This window comes from Ruegeria sp. CJ2, assembly GCF_056536745.1.
On the sequence record NZ_JBQFQF010000004.1, the window covers coordinates 345,675 to 361,409 of the forward strand.

At 57.3% G+C, this 15,735-nt stretch carries 20 protein-coding genes; 9 read left to right on the plus strand and 11 right to left on the minus strand.

From position 1 onward, the window contains the following. Positions 1-11: 11 nt before the first annotated feature. Together rho and ACR0MS_RS08320 are read right to left on the minus strand one after the other, a co-directional pair. Positions 12-1,283, minus strand: a complete 1,272-nt coding sequence (gene rho / locus ACR0MS_RS08315) for a transcription termination factor Rho (protein WP_170771337.1) — start codon at positions 1,281-1,283, stop codon at positions 12-14. A 148-nt stretch (positions 1,284-1,431) separates the two neighbouring features. Continuing rightward, complete coding sequence (locus ACR0MS_RS08320; RefSeq protein WP_480571018.1) at positions 1,432-1,881, minus strand: CopD family protein; 450 nt, start codon at positions 1,879-1,881, stop codon at positions 1,432-1,434. A gap of 404 nt (positions 1,882-2,285) precedes the next feature. On the opposite strand from ACR0MS_RS08320, the gene ACR0MS_RS08325 reads away from it, so the two are divergent. The 4 genes from ACR0MS_RS08325 to dnaQ are packed head-to-tail and all read left to right on the plus strand — an operon-like array spanning position 2,286 to position 5,020. Next, positions 2,286-2,885 (plus strand): Maf family protein, encoded by a 600-nt coding sequence (locus ACR0MS_RS08325; protein ID WP_480571015.1) that lies wholly within the window; start codon positions 2,286-2,288, stop codon positions 2,883-2,885. Next, a complete protein-coding gene (locus ACR0MS_RS08330) occupies positions 2,882-3,715 on the plus strand; it encodes a shikimate dehydrogenase (protein ID WP_480571012.1) in 834 nt (277 codons plus the stop codon). Before ACR0MS_RS08325 ends, ACR0MS_RS08330 begins: the two co-directional genes overlap by 4 nt. Then, a complete protein-coding gene (gene coaE, locus ACR0MS_RS08335) occupies positions 3,712-4,305 on the plus strand; it encodes a dephospho-CoA kinase (protein ID WP_480571010.1) in 594 nt (197 codons plus the stop codon). Before ACR0MS_RS08330 ends, coaE begins: the two co-directional genes overlap by 4 nt. Further along, positions 4,298-5,020, plus strand: a complete 723-nt coding sequence (dnaQ, locus tag ACR0MS_RS08340; protein ID WP_480571007.1) for a DNA polymerase III subunit epsilon — start codon at positions 4,298-4,300, stop codon at positions 5,018-5,020. The genes coaE and dnaQ overlap by 8 nt, the downstream gene beginning before the upstream one ends. 27 nt (positions 5,021-5,047) lie before the next feature. Here dnaQ and secB read toward each other — a convergent pair whose 3' ends face one another. Both secB and ACR0MS_RS08350 read right to left on the minus strand, forming a co-directional pair. After that, the gene (gene secB, locus ACR0MS_RS08345; protein WP_480571004.1) at positions 5,048-5,545 is read right to left on the minus strand and encodes a protein-export chaperone SecB; all 498 of its coding nucleotides are present in this window, start codon (positions 5,543-5,545) and stop codon (positions 5,048-5,050) included. A 64-nt stretch (positions 5,546-5,609) separates the two neighbouring features. Next, the gene (locus ACR0MS_RS08350; protein WP_170564535.1) at positions 5,610-6,101 is read right to left on the minus strand and encodes an FxsA family protein; all 492 of its coding nucleotides are present in this window, start codon (positions 6,099-6,101) and stop codon (positions 5,610-5,612) included. Positions 6,102-6,209: 108 nt separating this feature from the next. Between ACR0MS_RS08350 and ACR0MS_RS08355 the strand changes: the two genes are divergently transcribed. The 3 genes from ACR0MS_RS08355 to ACR0MS_RS08365 are packed head-to-tail and all read left to right on the plus strand — an operon-like array spanning position 6,210 to position 8,490. After that, positions 6,210-6,872 carry a Tim44/TimA family putative adaptor protein gene (locus ACR0MS_RS08355; RefSeq protein WP_171123768.1) on the plus strand — a complete coding sequence of 221 codons (663 nt, stop codon included), beginning with the start codon at positions 6,210-6,212 and terminating at the stop codon, positions 6,870-6,872. After that, complete coding sequence (mltA, locus tag ACR0MS_RS08360) at positions 6,869-7,903, plus strand: murein transglycosylase A (protein WP_480570999.1); 1,035 nt, start codon at positions 6,869-6,871, stop codon at positions 7,901-7,903. Before ACR0MS_RS08355 ends, mltA begins: the two co-directional genes overlap by 4 nt. After that, positions 7,903-8,490 carry a Smr/MutS family protein gene (locus ACR0MS_RS08365; protein WP_480570996.1) on the plus strand — a complete coding sequence of 196 codons (588 nt, stop codon included), beginning with the start codon at positions 7,903-7,905 and terminating at the stop codon, positions 8,488-8,490. The genes mltA and ACR0MS_RS08365 overlap by 1 nt, the downstream gene beginning before the upstream one ends. On the opposite strand, the gene ACR0MS_RS08370 is transcribed toward ACR0MS_RS08365, so the two are convergent. The 3 genes from ACR0MS_RS08370 to hslU all read right to left on the minus strand — a co-directional run bounded on the left by ACR0MS_RS08370 (position 8,487) and on the right by hslU (position 12,208). Next, positions 8,487-9,707 (minus strand): MFS transporter, encoded by a 1,221-nt coding sequence (locus ACR0MS_RS08370; RefSeq protein ID WP_480570991.1) that lies wholly within the window; start codon positions 9,705-9,707, stop codon positions 8,487-8,489. The genes ACR0MS_RS08365 and ACR0MS_RS08370 overlap by 4 nt on opposite strands. Continuing rightward, positions 9,704-10,801 (minus strand): alpha/beta hydrolase, encoded by a 1,098-nt coding sequence (locus ACR0MS_RS08375; RefSeq protein WP_480570988.1) that lies wholly within the window; start codon positions 10,799-10,801, stop codon positions 9,704-9,706. The genes ACR0MS_RS08370 and ACR0MS_RS08375 overlap by 4 nt, the downstream gene beginning before the upstream one ends. Before the next feature lie 99 nt (positions 10,802-10,900). Beyond that, the gene (hslU, locus tag ACR0MS_RS08380; protein WP_170777173.1) at positions 10,901-12,208 is read right to left on the minus strand and encodes an ATP-dependent protease ATPase subunit HslU; all 1,308 of its coding nucleotides are present in this window, start codon (positions 12,206-12,208) and stop codon (positions 10,901-10,903) included. A 179-nt stretch (positions 12,209-12,387) separates the two neighbouring features. On the opposite strand from hslU, the gene ACR0MS_RS08385 reads away from it, so the two are divergent. Further along, on the plus strand, positions 12,388-13,629 hold the full coding sequence (locus tag ACR0MS_RS08385) for an MFS transporter (RefSeq protein WP_480570985.1): 1,242 nt from the start codon (positions 12,388-12,390) through the stop codon (positions 13,627-13,629). Here ACR0MS_RS08385 and hslV read toward each other — a convergent pair. Beyond that, positions 13,618-14,178, minus strand: coding sequence for an ATP-dependent protease subunit HslV (gene hslV / locus ACR0MS_RS08390; RefSeq protein ID WP_480570982.1), 561 nt, complete (start codon positions 14,176-14,178; stop codon positions 13,618-13,620). The genes ACR0MS_RS08385 and hslV overlap by 12 nt on opposite strands. A 197-nt stretch (positions 14,179-14,375) precedes the next feature. Here hslV and ACR0MS_RS08395 point away from each other — a divergent pair, with 197 nt between their 5' ends. After that, positions 14,376-14,570, plus strand: coding sequence for a DUF1127 domain-containing protein (locus ACR0MS_RS08395; protein ID WP_480570978.1), 195 nt, complete (start codon positions 14,376-14,378; stop codon positions 14,568-14,570). A 58-nt stretch (positions 14,571-14,628) separates the two neighbouring features. On the opposite strand, the gene ACR0MS_RS08400 is transcribed toward ACR0MS_RS08395, so the two are convergent. The 3 genes from ACR0MS_RS08400 to trxA form a co-directional block, all read right to left on the minus strand. Then, positions 14,629-14,988, minus strand: a complete 360-nt coding sequence (locus tag ACR0MS_RS08400; RefSeq protein WP_480570975.1) for a Lin0512 family protein — start codon at positions 14,986-14,988, stop codon at positions 14,629-14,631. Next, positions 14,985-15,335 carry a Lin0512 family protein gene (locus ACR0MS_RS08405; protein ID WP_480570972.1) on the minus strand — a complete coding sequence of 117 codons (351 nt, stop codon included), beginning with the start codon at positions 15,333-15,335 and terminating at the stop codon, positions 14,985-14,987. The genes ACR0MS_RS08400 and ACR0MS_RS08405 overlap by 4 nt, the downstream gene beginning before the upstream one ends. A gap of 66 nt (positions 15,336-15,401) precedes the next feature. Beyond that, on the minus strand, positions 15,402-15,722 hold the full coding sequence (gene trxA, locus ACR0MS_RS08410; RefSeq protein ID WP_039542610.1) for a thioredoxin: 321 nt from the start codon (positions 15,720-15,722) through the stop codon (positions 15,402-15,404). Between the last annotated feature and the right edge of the window lie 13 nt (positions 15,723-15,735).

The window sequence follows — 15,735 nt, forward strand, 5'->3', positions numbered from 1 at the left end:
TAAGACCTGTATCAGGTGTTCATCGAATCGAAGAACTCGCCGTTTGTCTTCGTCTGTTTCAACTTGGACAGCAGGAATTCGATCGCATCGGTCGTGCCCATCGGGTTGAGGATGCGGCGCAGAACAAAGGTCTTGGCCAGATCGCCCTTGTCGACCAGCAGATCCTCTTTCCGTGTACCGGATTTGAGGATATCGATGGCCGGGAACACACGCTTGTCGGCGATTTTGCGGTCCAACACGATTTCCGAGTTACCCGTGCCTTTGAATTCTTCAAAGATCACCTCGTCCATCCTGCTGCCGGTGTCGATCAGCGCTGTGGCGATGATGGTCAGCGAACCGCCCTCTTCGATGTTCCGGGCCGCACCAAAGAACCGTTTGGGTCGTTGCAGAGCATTCGCATCCACACCACCGGTCAGAACCTTACCCGAAGATGGGACCACAGTGTTAAACGCCCTACCAAGTCTTGTGATCGAGTCCAAAAGAATCACAACATCTCGTTTATGCTCAACCAGACGCTTAGCCTTTTCGATCACCATTTCCGAAACGGCCACGTGGCGCGTCGCCGGTTCATCAAAGGTCGAAGACACGACCTCACCCTTCACCGAGCGCTGCATGTCCGTCACCTCTTCGGGACGTTCATCGATCAGCAGGACGATCAGATAGCACTCAGGGTGGTTCTGTTCGATCGAGTGCGCGATGTTCTGCAGGATCACCGTCTTACCCGTCCGCGGAGGCGCCACGATCAGCGACCGCTGTCCTTTACCAATTGGTGCAACAAGGTCGATCACGCGAGCGGACTTGTCTTTGATGGTGGGATCTTCGATCTCCATCTTCAGACGTTCGTCTGGGTACAAAGGTGTCAGGTTGTCGAACAGGATCTTGTGCTTAGCTTTCTCGGGGTCTTCAAAGTTGATCTTTGTGACCTTGGTCAGCGCAAAATACCGTTCGTTGTCATCGGGCGCCTTGATTTCACCTTCAACGGTGTCGCCAGTGCGCAGCGAATGCAGGCGGATCATGTCAGGCGAGACATAAATGTCGTCAGGACCCGGCAGATAGTTTGCCTCGGGCGAACGCAGGAAGCCAAAACCGTCTTGCAGCACTTCCAGCACGCCATCGCCGCCAACGGTCCAGCCCTCATCCGCGCGTTCGCGCAGGATCTGGAACATCATCTCGCCCTTGCGCATGGTCGAGGCGTTTTCGATCTCCAGCTCTTCGGCCATCGCCAGAAGGTCTTTGGGGCTTTTGGCTTTCAGATCGGCCAGATTCAGGGATTCATTGGACATGATACAAACCTTCACCGCTGTCAGCGCGGCACGAAGTGGAATTTCAGTACGGAAGATACGCCGCCCGGACGGGCGTGTTGATCCCTACATAAGCGTGGCGTCAGGTGGAGTCAAACCGCCCGTCTGACCCTTAGGCGCAAAAACGCCCTCAGAACTTCAGAATGACCGCCAGAACGATGATCACCATCAAAACGGTCGGAACCTCGTTCATCATGCGATACTGCCGCCCAGTGAGCTTATTTTTCCCCTCAAGGAAGTCTTTGCGCCGGGCCATCAGCCAGTGATGAAACCAGGTCATGCCAATCACGGCTGCACCCTTGACCCATGGCCAGGCAAAATCCCAACCAACGATGCCAGGTGTAAACACCATGATCAGGCCACAGACCCAAGCCACGATCATGGCAGGGCGCATGATGACACGCAGCAGCTTTTCTTCCATTTCTAAGAAGATCGGTTCTGACCCGTCGACAGCCTGCGCCTTTTCGACGTGATAGACGAACAGTCTGGGTAAATAGAACAGACCAGCCATCCACGAGATCACCGCCATGATGTGAAGAGATTTCACCCATGGGTAAATCGTGAAAAGAAAATCCGTCATCTTTGCTCCAAAGATTGTTCGGAACCCTCCCTAATAAAAAAATAAGAAAAGAAAAAGGAAGATGGTTTTGTAGGGTGAACAATTTCCGTGGATTACTTTTTTACACATCTGTTTTCCACAGGTGGATGGAATCCGGTTTAAAGGGACCGATTCTGTTGAAGGAAAAAATTTCACTATAATTTCAATGTCTTATATATTAACCGAGTATGAATTGCTGGGGATAAGTCTTTGGGTAACCTTGGAAAACCGGGTTATTCCCGGTCTTGGACTTATCCTTGTCCCTGCTGGATACCATTCGGGCGAATCCGGGAAGTTTGGCGCGAAAATCCCGGGCTTGCGTGTCAACTGGAAAACCATACAAACCATCCCGGAACAGTTAACGGTTTACTCAAGGGGTTTTCCACATGTCTGTCCCCATCATTCTGGCCTCTGGGTCGTCGATACGAGCGCAGCTTCTTGAGAATGCTGGCGTGCCCTTCACCGTGCAAACCGCGCGCGTGGATGAGGAGACAGCCAAGCAAGCGTTGCTGGCCGAGGATGCAAGCCCGCGCGATATTGCGGATACGCTGGCCGAAATGAAAGCGCGTAAAGTCAGCGATAAAACTCCGGGCGCGATGGTGCTGGGCTGTGATCAGGTGTTGGATTTCGATGGGCGGCTGTTGTCCAAGCCCGAAACGGCGGCGGATGCACTGGCCCAGCTCAGGGCAATGCGCGGCAAGCGCCATATGCTGTTGTCTGCCGCGGTGATCTATCAGGATGGGGAACCCATCTGGCGACATGTGGGTCAGGTGCGATTGCGGATGCGGATGAGCTCGGACGCGTATCTGCGCGATTATGTTGATCGCAACTGGGACAGTATCCGCCACGCGGTCGGGGCATATAAATTGGAAGAAGAAGGCGTGCGCCTGTTCGCAACCATTGACGGAGACCATTTTAACGTCTTGGGTATGCCCCTATTGGAGCTGTTGAATTTTCTGGCGGTCAAAGGGGTGATTGATCAATGAGTGAAGACCGTATTCCTCTGGCAGGTGTGATTGGACACCCGGTTGCGCATTCCAAATCCCCGACCCTTCATGGGCATTGGTTAAAATCCTATGGGTTGGCAGGGCACTATATTCCAATGGATGTTGCCCCGGATGATCTTGAGGTTGTCCTGCGCAGTTTGCCCAAGGCCGGATTTGTTGGGGCAAATGTAACGGTGCCTCATAAAGAAGCCGCCCTGCGGTTGGCGGATGACGTATCGGATCGGGCACGGAAAATCGGAGCCGCAAACACGCTGGTCTTTCGCGACGATGGCACGATCCATGCTGACAATACCGATGGCTACGGCTTCATGGAAAACCTGCGCAGCGGGGCACCGGACTGGACGCCGGGCGACGGGCCAGCCGTGGTTTTTGGCGCTGGCGGGGCGGCGCGCGCCGTTTTGCAAGCCTTGGTCGAGGCCGGAGTGCCCGAAATCATGCTGACCAACCGAACACGGGCCAGGGCGGACAAGCTGAAGGACGAATTTGGCCAGACTATCACCGTGGTCGACTGGGTGCAGGCCGGAAATGTGGTCGAAGACGCCGAGCTGGTTGTCAACACGACGTCACTTGGGATGCAGGGGCAGCTTGAGCTGCGGGTTCCTCTGGATGGGTTGCAGCCGGGCGCTGTTGTCACCGATCTGGTCTACGCACCGCTGAAAACCCATCTCTTGCAAACGGCCGAAGAAGCCGGATGCACGGTTGTGGATGGGCTGGGCATGCTGCTGCATCAGGCGGTTCCCGGATTTGAAAGCTGGTTCGGGGTCCGGCCCGAGGTAAATCTGGACCTGCGCGCGGCCGTTTTGTCATGAGTTTCGCACTGGGCCTGACTGGTTCGATCGGGATGGGAAAAAGCACGACGGCCCAGATGTTCGTCGACGAAGGCTGTGCGCTATGGGATGCGGATGCCGCCGTACATAGACTCTATTCAAGGGGTGGAGCGGCTGTTGAGCCGATGCAGGCCGCATTTCCCGAGGCTATTGTCGATGGCGCCGTCAACCGTGATGCGTTGAAACAGATCATTGCGCGGGACGTGTCCGCCTTGAAACAGATCGAGGCCATTGTTCATCCGCTTGTTGCTGCGGATCGGGCTGCGTTTCGACAAAACGCGACTACGGATATTTTGGTATTCGACATCCCTTTACTGTTTGAAACCGGGGGGCAAACAGCAATGGATGCCGTGGCCTGTGTGTCTGTCCCGGCTGATGAACAAAAACGCCGGGTGATGGATCGCGGCACGATGACCGAGGCGCAGTTTGAACAGATCCGCGCCAAGCAGATGCCGAACGAAGAAAAATGTGCACGGTCAGATTTTGTGATCGTGACAGACAGTCTGGACCATGCTCGCGCGCAGGTGCAGGATGTGGTCAAACAGATACGAGCGGGGCTGGCAGATGCGTGAGATTGTACTCGATACCGAAACCACGGGGTTCGATCCCGAAAGCGGTGACCGGATCGTGGAAATCGGCGCGGTCGAACTGTGGAACCATGTGGCCACGGGCGAAACCTATCACGTCTATATCAACCCTGAACGCTCCATGCCGGAAGAAGCCTTTGGTGTACACGGCATCGGCCCTGACCTGCTCGAGAGCCCGCGCCCGCCGGAAAAGGGTGAGGTGACACTGAAGGACAAGCCGGTCTTTGCAAAGGTCGGTCAGGGATTTCGTGATTTCATCAAGGATTCGAAGCTGGTCATTCACAACGCCTCGTTCGATATGAAATTCCTGAACGCCGAGCTGAAATGGATGGGTCTGCCCCCGATCCCGATGGATCAGGCGTTGGACACGCTGGCCATTGCGCGCAAACGCTTTCCCGGCTCGCCTGCTTCTTTGGATGCGTTGTGCCGCCGGTTCAATATCGACAACTCGAACCGAACACTGCACGGGGCGCTGCTCGACTCCGAGATTTTGGCCGAGGTTTATCTGGAACTGATCGGGGGGCGACAGCCGGATTTCGGATTGTCGACCGCGGCGTCCTCATCTGCGGGCGGCGGCGAGGAATGGCGGCCATCGGCGCGTCCAAACGCGCTTGCGTCGCGTATTACCGAGGACGAACGCGCCGCGCATGATGCTTTCGTGGAAAAACTGGGCGAAAACGCCTTGTGGACCCGCGCCTGAGAACCATCCCGGCGCGGGTCCGGAGCTTTAGGCTTCGGTTTTCTGAGCCTCGGCCTGACGGCGCATCAGTTCGTTGCGGTACAGGCTGACAAAGTCGATATTGTCCAGATTTACCGGCGGGTAGCCACCGTCGCGGGTCACATCGCTGACGATGCGGCGCAGGAACGGGAACAGCATCCGCGGGCATTCGATCATCAGGAACGGATGCAGCTGATCTTCGGCAACACCTTCCACGTGGAACAGGCCGCAATAGTCCAGCTCACACAGGAACAGGATGTCTTCCAGACCCTTGGACTTGGACTTGAGGTTCAGCTTGATCGACACTTCGTACTGATGGTCCGCCGGGCGCTTTTTGGCATCCAGGTTGACCTGCACGGAAATCTCGGGCTGCACGTCGCCTGACACGCCCTTTTGGGCCATCACGTTTTCAAAAGACAGGTCACGAATGAATTGTCCCAGAACGCGCATCTGGATTTGCGGGGCGGCCTGGGCCGCGGTGTTTTCTTTGGCGTCTTCTTCGGCCATGGATCTACTCCGAAAATAAAATTCGTCACTGCTTAACAAGTTGGGGCAGACACCTCAATGCAGGTCACGGCCCTTCGACCCATTTCGATGGCTTTGATGGGTCCTGACGCGGCCGAACTTCGGTAAATTCGCCGTCAATCACATCGTCTTGTTGAAATGGATCAGGCCCGGTGCGGAATTGCGCCCCGGTTCCCATTTGAAACTGAGTGATGGTAACTTTGGATTTCAGATACCGGAATACAGCAACCCGAACGCCGGGTATTAGCAAAGCAAAACCAACGGCATCGGTGAAAAACCCCGGCGTCAACAGCAAAACGCCCGACAGCAGGATCATTGCGCCATGGGCCAGCGGCTCGGTCGGGTCGTCCAGTTCAGCAAATGACCGCTGCAGGTTTTCCAGTGCCATGCGACCTTGTGTCCGTACCAAAACAGTGCCCAGAACGGCCGTCAGGACTACAATGGCAAGTGTTGGCCACAGGCCGATCAAGCCGCCAACCTGAATGAACAGGGCGATCTCGATGATCGGGACCAATAAAAAAGCCAAGAACAGATACATTTGCGCTATCCTTTACAGCAGGGCGGACTGTGGACTTGCCGCCTCGTGTCACCTACATAGTGGCTTGAGGCCGCGTACACAAAGTCCCGGCACTGAAAAGAGAATGAAATGAGCGACAACCCTATGATCCAGTTGCTGGTCCTGGCCGGAATTGCCGTTTTCCTGATCCTGCGCTTGAAAAGCGTTCTGGGCACGCGTGAGGGGTTTGAAAAACCTCCGGTTCAGCAGCAACCAGAGGCGCACAAGTCGCGCCGTGACTTCGAGGTGATCGAAGGCGGCCCGGATCACGACATCACCGACCACGTCGCCGAAGACAGCGAACAGGCGCAAACCCTGACTGCGATGAAGCGGGTCGAGCCCAGCTTTTCCGTCAGCGAGTTTGTGCAGGGTGCGCGCGGTGCCTATGAGATGATCGTCATGGGGTTCGAAAAGGGCAATCTGGATGAGATCCAGCCCTTCCTGTCCGAAGAGGTGTTCGACACGTTCGTATCGGTTGTCGCCGCCCGCGAAGATCAGGGTCTTACGATCGAGGCCGAGTTTATCGGCGTGCGCGAAACCTCTCTGGCCGATGTGAAATTCGACAAGGATACCAACCAGGCCGAGATCACCATGAAGTTTGTGGGTGAGCTGACCTCGGTCGTGCGTGATCGCGGCGGGGATATCATCGAAGGCAACCCCAACACCGTCAAACGCCAGAAGGACAGCTGGACCTTTGCCCGCGTTATGGGCGCGGACGATCCGAACTGGCTGCTTGTCGCCACGGACGCATGATTGCTGCGCTTCGGTCGTTATTGCTGGGGGCTGTGATGGCAACCTCTGCCAGCGCCGAAGCGACGCGCTCCATTCTGACCTTTGACGATCTTGATGGCTGGGCCGAGGATGACCACGGCGCAGCCCTTTCGGTTTTTCTGAACACATGCGGTGATCTGGACGACCCGGATTGGCGTGCGCTCTGCGCTGTGGCCCAAGCCTATGAAGCAGATGCGGCCCGGTCGTTCTTTGAGCTGTTTTTTCGTCCTGTTCTGGTCGAAGACGGCAAAGACGCCTTGTTCACCGGCTATTTCGAGCCCGAGCTGGACGGATCCCTGACCCGATCCGAGCGTTTCAGATATCCAATTTACAAGATGCCGCCAGAAGCACGCGCCGAAGGTCCGTGGCTAAGCCGCCGGGAAATACTGACCGGCGACAGCATGACCGGCCGGGGTCTGGAAATTGCCTGGGTCGATGATCCGGTTGAGTTGTTCTTTCTACAGATTCAAGGCTCTGGCCGTATTCGTCTGCCGGATGGGGGCGCGGTGCACGTCGGGTATGGCGGGGCGAATGGCCATCCCTATCGGTCCATCGGGACGGAACTGATCCGCCGTGGTGCGCTGGGCGCGCATCAGGTCAGTGCGCAGATGATCCGGGCGTGGGTGCGCAAGAACCCCGAAGCGGGTGCTGAACTGCTGTTCCACAATCCGTCATATGTGTTCTTCCGCGAGGTAAACCGCGTTGCGCCAGAGCTGGGTCCGTTGGGTGCAATGAACCGGTCGGTCACTACACTGCGCAGCATTGCGGCTGATCCGGCCTATACGCCTCTGGGCGCACCGGTCTGGGTTGAGAAAAACGGCAAGTCGCCGCTACGCCGATTGATGATCGCGCAGGATACAGGCGCCGCCATCAAAGGGGCGCAACGTGCAGACATATTTTTTGGCACCGGGGATGAGGCCGGCGAAGCCGCCGGCCGATTGAAAGATCCCGGACGGATGGTGCTTTTGTTGCCGATCCAACGCGCTTATGCGCTGTTGCCGGATGAGTTCTGATGACACGCCGAAAACTGACAGCGGAAGAGATTGAGCTGTGGCGCAAGGTGACCAATCAGGCCGAGCGCCTGCACCCCGAGATACCGCAAACCGTGCACCCGACCACGCTGCCCAAGCCCAAGCCAACCAAGACGCCCAAGGTGCGGATTGAGCGGTTCGAGGTCGGGCAGAATGCCTTGGGCAAGCCCGCACGAGATGCGTTGAAGCCCACGGTGACCGAAAGCCTGCGCGCGACGCCGGTCCAGATGGACACCAAGGCATTCGGTCGCATGAAACGGGGCAAGTTGAAGCCCGAAGGCAAGCTGGATCTGCACGGGATGCGCGTAGATACAGCACACCCGGCATTGACCCGGTTCATCCTGTCGGCGCAGGCATCTGGCAAGCGCCTGGTTCTGGTCGTGACCGGCAAAGGCAAAGATCGGGATGAGCCGGGCCCCATTCCCACTCCGCGCGGCGTGTTGCGCAATCAAGTGCCGCAATGGTTGTCCCTGCCACCATTGGCGCAGGCTATTCTGCAAGTGACGCCTGCCCATATCAGCCATGGCGGTGACGGGGCTTATTACGTGTATCTGCGCCGCATGCGCTAAAGTGTCTGAACGGCCCTTGCGATGCCAAGGCGCGCAAGGACACAGACCAGTACGAAAAAGCCGCCGATCCACAGAAATTGGATGTCCAGCGGCATACCCAGATCAATTAGCACGCCGGTTAACCCCGGTCCGATGGCTGATCCCAGAACCATGACCGCCGTTGCCATCGCCTTGATCGCGCCGATATGCCGGGTGCCATAGAACTCGGCCCAGAACGCGCTGGGCAGGGTGCTGTTGGCGCCAACCGTCAGCGCCAGAAACATCAAGGCCAGTGTTGCGCCCCCGATCGACGACGTCACCCCCACGATCCCAAACCCAACGGCCATCGGCAGTTGATAAAATGGCATGATCCTTGCCGTGCCCCATTTATCCAATGCCCAACCCGCCGCAAACATCGACAGCAGGGAAACGCCTGTGAAAATCGGAAACAGGGCAACCAGCTCGATATGCTGCCAGCCTTTTGTGTCCGCCAAATGGACCTGATGAAAGAAAAAGGCTGTGATAAAGGCGGAAGGGCCCAACAAGGCTGGTGCCATGAACCAGAACAGCGGATGAAAGATTGCCTCTTTCCGGGTCCAATGGCGGCCTTCCATACCCGTTGCCGAATATTCGCTGGACAGGCTTTGCGGGGTTCTTTCCTGACGGAGCAGCCGCAACAGGACCGGGATACCCAACAGGGTGGCTCCTGCTGCAATCACCCAAAGCCAACGCCAGTCCAGAAAGGCCATTGCAGCCACGAAAGTGACCGGCAGCAATGCTTCGCCCACCGAGAATCCGACCGACGCGATCGCCAGCGCCTTGCCCCGTGTGGCGGTGAACCATCTCGCCATGGCCACCAGCGCCAGATGGGTGCTCATCCCCTGTCCAAATTGCCGCAACAGAAATACCACGACGGGCAGCAGGACAAGCCAGGTGTTCATAGCCATTGCCAAAGTCGCCAGTGCCAGACCTGCCAGAACCGCAGGACCCAGAACCCTGACTCGAAAGATGTCGGTCAGACCTCCGGCCCAGATCATCACAACAGCCGAGACAGTGGTTCCAAGCGAATACAGACCGCCCCAAGCGCCATGACTAAGGCCAAAGGCGGTGCGGATTTCCCCGGAAAAGATCGAAATGAAAAAGGTCTGCCCAAAGCTGGACATGAAGGTCAGAAGGACTCCGGCACTTAACCACGTCGCATTGTCCCGAAGATATTGCCCCAAGCGGAACCGGGTCACGGAGAGCTAACCCGCGCCTGCCCCGTTTCGCTCAGTACGATTTCGGTTGCACCTGACGGGTTTCGAACGCTGTTCGGGGCTATTACATCAAACCCGCGCCCGTCCGGGTCGAAGGTCCGGCTGACCCTGCGCGCTGAATTGATGATGGCCAAAAGTGCGGGCGACGTTGCTGCCACGAAATGCGAGGAATCCGCGTCTCTGTTGAACGCCGTCGTGTCCAGAATGTTGATCTTGTAATCCGCCAACGCATCAACGGAACTGATATTGCCAAGCCGTTCGCCCTGAGTGGTGCCGCGCAGCCGTGCTGAGATATTCAACAACTTGTCTTTCCGCGACACCATCACGATGAAAGGGTCGGGCGGCGTTTTGATCGTGTCCATTTGCGACCGGAACAGATCGACATCCAGGTCAGGGGCGATCAGAACGACACCTTCGATATTCTTGCTGGCCCATCCGGGTTCGCGCAATTCAGCCTGTCGCATCATCTCCATCGTCAGGGCGGTTCCCATGGAATGCGCCACCAGAATAACGCGCCTTACACCCATATCCTTGAGTTGGCGCACGGTCTGTTCCAACCCGTCCCGCGCAAACAGCATACTGTCCAGATCATAGGCATACCCGGCACCACGGGCCTGACTTGGCCAGGAATATACCATGATCGCGCCGGGAATATTGATGTCGCGGCTTAGCTGTGCCGCGCGGAACGTGGTCTCGAACTGGGTCGTGTTGTAGCCGTGGATAAAGATGGACACCTCATCCTTGCCCCCCAATCGCGCCTTCATTTCACCTGGCCCTTGCAACTCGTCGACGCTGGCCATGACAAACTGTTTTTCGGGGTCCGGATTGGCATAGGAAAAATCAAGGGTGCCGGGGGTATGATTGGGCGGGATCGAAACCGTCATTTCCAGATATTGCAACGCCTCGCCCCGCTGAAATCCGTAAGAACCGTCCGGCTCTCTCGCGCGTGTGGTCGTTGCAAAAACGGTTTCGGGGCTTCCTACAGACAGCGCCGTTGGCACCGTTTCGGATATCGTGCGGTCGACACAGGCGGTCAGGGGCACCGCCAACAGGAAAATGAAAAAATAGCGCAGCACAGGCTTAGCCCTCGGGACAATATGCGCCCACGCTATCGGATTTTTGCCTCAGGTCCAGCGGTGCCGCGCAGAATAACCGGCGGAAACCGGCTGGACCTCTTACAAGACGTACCGGCTGAGGTCCGTGGACTTGGTCAGCTCGCCCAGATTGTCGTCGACGAATTGCGCGTTCACCGTGATCTCGGCACCGGCCTGATCAGGGGCAGTGAAGGAAAGTTCCTCGAACACGCGCTCCATCACGGTGTACAAACGCCGTGCTCCGATATTTTCGACGCTTTGGTTCACGTCCGCCGCGATTTTGGCCAAAGCTGCGATGCCATCTTCGGTGAAGCTGACAGTGACCTCTTCGGTTCCCATCAGGGCGGTATACTGACGGGTCAGGGCGTTGTCGGTCTCGGTTAGGATGCGGACAAAATCCTCTTCGGTGAGCGCCCGCAGTTCCACACGGATCGGCAGACGTCCCTGCAGTTCCGGCAGCAGGTCCGAGGGTTTGGCGATGTGGAAAGCGCCCGAGGCGATGAACAGGATGTGGTCGGTTTTCACCGGGCCGTGCTTGGTGGACACGGTGGTGCCCTCGATCAGCGGCAGCAGGTCGCGCTGCACCCCCTCGCGGCTGACATCGCCGCCGCGCGCATCGGAGCGGGCGCAGACCTTGTCGATCTCATCCAGAAAAACGATGCCGTTCTGTTCGACCGATTCCAACGCCACGCGGTTGACGGTTTCATCATCCAGCAGCTTGTCGGCCTCTTCCCCGATCAGCGCGTCATAACTTTCGGCGACAGTCATCTTCTTCTTGACGGTGCGTCCACCAAACGCCTTGCCGAAGATGTCGCCCAGATTCATCATCCCCATCTGGCTGCCCGGTTGACCGGGAATGTCGAACATCGGCATCGGGTTCGAGCTGTCGGACAATTCCAACTCGATCACCGTATCATCCAGTTCGCCCGCTTTCAGTTTCTTGCGAAACATCTCGCGCGTGCCTTCGCGTGCATCGGTGCCGGCGATGGCTTCGATCACGCGATCTTCGGCGGCTTGATGCGCCTTGGCTTTGACATCCTCGCGCATATATTCGCGGGTCTGGATTATCGCGGCATCTGCCAGATCACGCACGATCTGCTCCACGTCGCGCCCGACATAGCCGACTTCGGTGAACTTGGTGGCCTCGACCTTGATGAACGGCGCACGGGCGAGTTTTGCCAGGCGGCGGCTGATCTCGGTCTTGCCAACACCGGTGGGGCCGATCATCAGGATGTTTTTGGGGTAGACCTCATCCCGGATGTCATCAGCCAGTTGCTTGCGCCGCCAGCGGTTGCGCAGCGCGACGGCGACCGCGCGTTTGGCATCCTTCTGCCCGATAATGAAACGGTCCAGTTCCGAGACAATCTCGCGCGGGGTCAGGTCGGTCAAGGCGCAGTCCTTTCGGTCGGCTTATGTAAACTTGGGCTTAGGTAATCACCGCTGGATCGAAAACAACAGCGGCAGCGTTGGTTAGCAATGCCCTATCCGGTTTGCAATTGCTTTCCGTAGGTGAAACGCATCCCCTCTGATACAGTGATTTCAAGGTGTTGAGGGTCAGGAGCGCGCGGATGACGAAAATTGCCAAGATCACCCTTCTGTTTGTGGTGTTTGTGGACCTGCTTGGGCAAGGGCTGGTTTTCCCGATCGTCAACTCGCTGATCATGGAGACAAAATCCAACTTCCTGCCCGAAAGCACGGCCATGGGTATGCGGCACCTGTACTATGGGCTGGTGATCGGCTGTTTCTTTCTGTCCTGGTTTCTGGGCGTTGTGTATGTCTCGAAAGTATCGGACTCGATCGGGCGCAAGAATGCATTGCTGGTCTGTCTTGGTGGAGCGTTGGCAGGCTATGCGCTGACCATTACGGCGCTGTATCTCAACAGTCTGATCCTGTTGATTATCGGCAGGTCGATCACGGGCTTTACCGCCGGGAACCAACCTATCGCACAGGCGGCAATGATTGACGGCAGCACCGACGCCGCCGACCGCGACCGCAATATGGGATATATCATAACCGGCGTCAGCTTTGGCCTTGTCGGTGGCCCGATCATTGGCGCGGTCCTGTCCGATGCCAACCTGCTGGGCGGTTATGCAACGCTGAAAACACCGTTCTACGGTGCCTTCGCTCTGGTACTGATTGCGATTTTCCTTGTGACGTTCTTTTTCAAGGATACCCGCACGGAACGCGCAGCCTTTGTCTTTCGCCCCCGTGATATCACCGACAGCCTGATCGCGGTCCGCACGCATCCGATGGTTCTGAAAATCCTGCCGGTCTATGCGTTGTTCATGATCGCGAATGTCACCTTCTACGTCTTCGTCGACAATTTCCTGACATCTGCCTGGGGCTATGGCGTGATCGGCGGCAGCATGGCGATGGTGGTGATCGGCTTTGCGCTGGCCTTCTCAAGCACTTTTCTGGTGAAACCGGCGCAAGAAAGGTTCAGCAAGCATCAGATCATCTACACATCGCTGGTGGTCATGGTGATCTGCGGCTTTGGCTTTGCCTTCAGTCCCAGCGGCGTGCTGAGTTACATCCCCGTCTTCTTTTTCTACTTCTTCTTTGGCGTGTCCTACCCAACCTTGCTGGGCCTGTTTTCATCCGCCGTCAGCGAAACCGATCAGGGTTGGGTCATGGGCGTGACCACGGCTGTCTTCTGTCTGGCCGGAGGGGTTATGTCCCTGATCGGCGGCGGGTTGATGAGCATCGACATCCGCGTGCCCTACTACATCGTCATACTCGCCGCGATACTGGGCCTGATCGGGATGCACCTGCGGTGGAAAGGGAAAGAGATCAAGGCGCTACTGGCCTGAGATTTCCTCAACCGTCAGGTTGCCGTTGGTATAGACGCAGATATCAGCGGCAATCGCCATTGCCTCACGCGCCACCGTTTCGGCGGGCTTGTCGCTGTCCATCATCGCGCGGGCAGCGGCCAAGGCGAAATTGCCGCCCGAACCGATGGCGGCGACGTTGTGTTCAGGCTCAAGCACATCCCCTGCCCCGGTGATCACAAGCAGATCCTTGCCGTCGGTGACAATCAGCATCGCCTCAAGCTTTTGCAGGTATTTATCCGTCCGCCAGTCTTTCGCCAATTCGACCGAGGCACGGGCCAACTGGCCCGGCGTGGCCTCAAGCTTGGCTTCCAGCCGTTCCAGCAAGGTGAAGGCATCGGCTGTTGATCCGGCGAACCCGGCGACAACTTCAAACCCACCGGGCGACAGGCGGCGCACCTTGCGGGCGGTGCCCTTGATCACGGTTTGGCCCAGACTGACCTGACCGTCCCCGGCAATCACCACATGGCCGCCTTTCTTGACGCCAATAATTGTCGTGCCGTGCCAGCCGGGAAAATCGCTGTCTGCCATGGAAGCCTCCGTTTTGTCTGGTCCCCTATATGGGCCGGGCGCGCGTGCAGCGCAACAGTTCACAAACCGCCCAAAAGATATGCAGTAAATGCAATTCGGGGTTACCGGACTAGCAATTGTGAGACTCAGGCAATGCTCCTACATGAGCCTCACAACCGACAACAGGTCGGCTGTTTCAGTTACAAGGAAATGCGCAAATGGCAACTACTGCTAATATCCATGCGCCGCTCGGAGCAGCTACCATCCTGCATGTAGTGGACGCGATCTACGGAACCTTCGAAAAAGCGACTGTGTGGAATGAAACCCGCAAGACACGCAAGCTTTTGTCGAACCTGACCGACGCCCAGTTGGACGATGTCGGTCTGTGCCGTGCGGATATCGACAAGATTTGATCCGCACGACCACGCCAAGTTTAGATGAGCCGCTCAGACCTGGGCGGCTTTTTCTTTGTCAGGACAATTTGTATTGGCCGGAAAGGTCCGGCAGAAATGCCTCGACCGCAGCGGTGGCCACCACATGCCGCGTTCCGTCATTGTCGTCGATATCCTGCCCGCCCTTGACGGCGCGAACTTTGGCCCGTCCTCGCGGAAGGTCGGCAGCGACCAGATCACAATCCACGGCTTCGGGATTTTGAACGCCAATCGTCACCTGAACGCGCATCTCACGGTGATCCACACCCAGCTTGGAAAACAGTGTAATCGACGAGTGATGCAAGGCGTCCTGCACGGCCCGGCGCGCAGCCTTGGTGTAATCCTGCCCATACAGATCGTTGCCGGTGCCCATTTCCAGAATGATACGTTTTTCGCTCATGTCGCGGGCTCCATGTCGAACGAGACAATAATGGCCGCGTTTGCGATGACGGTGCGCCCTTCGCCGTGCGGTTTGTCGATATCCAGCCCACCCTCGGTGACGGTTACATTTGGCTGGCCATAGGGAAATACGGCTTTCAGCGCCTCCCGGTCCACTTGATCAGGTTTCTGGACGCCGATTTCAGCATCAATGACCATCGCCTCTTTCGGGAAATCGAACAGCTCTGCCATGTTGACTGAGTTGTGCCAAAGCGCATCCTTGATCGCGCGCAAAGCTGCTTCGGTATAGTCCTCGCGGCGCAGCGAGGTTCCCATTCCAAATTCAACAAGAACCCGAGTTTTTGTCATTTGTCCTCCCGGCGAAAAAAAGGCGCCCCGGTTGGGACGCCTTTGAAAACAGTCTGTCCAGCCAGATCAGATGGACTCGTCAATCCAGCTTTGCAGTGCGGCCTTCGGCGCGGCACCTGCGCGGTTCGAAACAACCTGACCGTCCTTGAAGATGAACAGCGCCGGAATACCGCGCACGCCCATGGCGGCGGCGGCGTTCGGGTTGCTGTCCACGTCTACCTTGGCGATCTTGACCTTGCCGCCATATTCAGTGGCCAGCTCTTCCAGAGCGGGGCCGATCTGTTTACAGGGGCCACACCATTCGGCCCAGAAATCGACAACAACGGGGATGTCGGAATTCTTGACTTCGGCGTCAAAGGTATCGTCAGTTACGGCTACGGTCGACATATTCTGTCTCCTG

Bases quoted from the DNA above. Each gene is read 5' to 3' on its own strand.
- ACR0MS_RS08405 (WP_480570972.1), bottom strand. From the start codon at position 15,335: ATGACAAAAACTCGGGTTCTTGTTGAATTTGGAATGGGAACCTCGCTG.
- coaE (WP_480571010.1), top strand. From the start codon at position 3,712: ATGAGTTTCGCACTGGGCCTGACTGGTTCGATCGGGATGGGAAAAAGC.
- ACR0MS_RS08355 (WP_171123768.1), top strand. From the start codon at position 6,210: ATGAGCGACAACCCTATGATCCAGTTGCTGGTCCTGGCCGGAATTGCC.
- ACR0MS_RS08330 (WP_480571012.1), top strand. From the start codon at position 2,882: ATGAGTGAAGACCGTATTCCTCTGGCAGGTGTGATTGGACACCCGGTT.
- ACR0MS_RS08400 (WP_480570975.1), bottom strand. From the start codon at position 14,988: ATGAGCGAAAAACGTATCATTCTGGAAATGGGCACCGGCAACGATCTG.
- trxA (WP_039542610.1), bottom strand. From the start codon at position 15,722: ATGTCGACCGTAGCCGTAACTGACGATACCTTTGACGCCGAAGTCAAG.
- ACR0MS_RS08325 (WP_480571015.1), top strand. From the start codon at position 2,286: ATGTCTGTCCCCATCATTCTGGCCTCTGGGTCGTCGATACGAGCGCAG.
- secB (WP_480571004.1), bottom strand. From the start codon at position 5,545: ATGGCCGAAGAAGACGCCAAAGAAAACACCGCGGCCCAGGCCGCCCCG.
- dnaQ (WP_480571007.1), top strand. From the start codon at position 4,298: ATGCGTGAGATTGTACTCGATACCGAAACCACGGGGTTCGATCCCGAA.
- ACR0MS_RS08365 (WP_480570996.1), top strand. From the start codon at position 7,903: ATGACACGCCGAAAACTGACAGCGGAAGAGATTGAGCTGTGGCGCAAG.
- mltA (WP_480570999.1), top strand. From the start codon at position 6,869: ATGATTGCTGCGCTTCGGTCGTTATTGCTGGGGGCTGTGATGGCAACC.
- rho (WP_170771337.1), bottom strand. From the start codon at position 1,283: ATGTCCAATGAATCCCTGAATCTGGCCGATCTGAAAGCCAAAAGCCCC.
- ACR0MS_RS08385 (WP_480570985.1), top strand. From the start codon at position 12,388: ATGACGAAAATTGCCAAGATCACCCTTCTGTTTGTGGTGTTTGTGGAC.
- hslV (WP_480570982.1), bottom strand. From the start codon at position 14,178: ATGGCAGACAGCGATTTTCCCGGCTGGCACGGCACGACAATTATTGGC.
- ACR0MS_RS08395 (WP_480570978.1), top strand. From the start codon at position 14,376: ATGGCAACTACTGCTAATATCCATGCGCCGCTCGGAGCAGCTACCATC.
- ACR0MS_RS08350 (WP_170564535.1), bottom strand. From the start codon at position 6,101: ATGTATCTGTTCTTGGCTTTTTTATTGGTCCCGATCATCGAGATCGCC.
- ACR0MS_RS08320 (WP_480571018.1), bottom strand. From the start codon at position 1,881: ATGACGGATTTTCTTTTCACGATTTACCCATGGGTGAAATCTCTTCAC.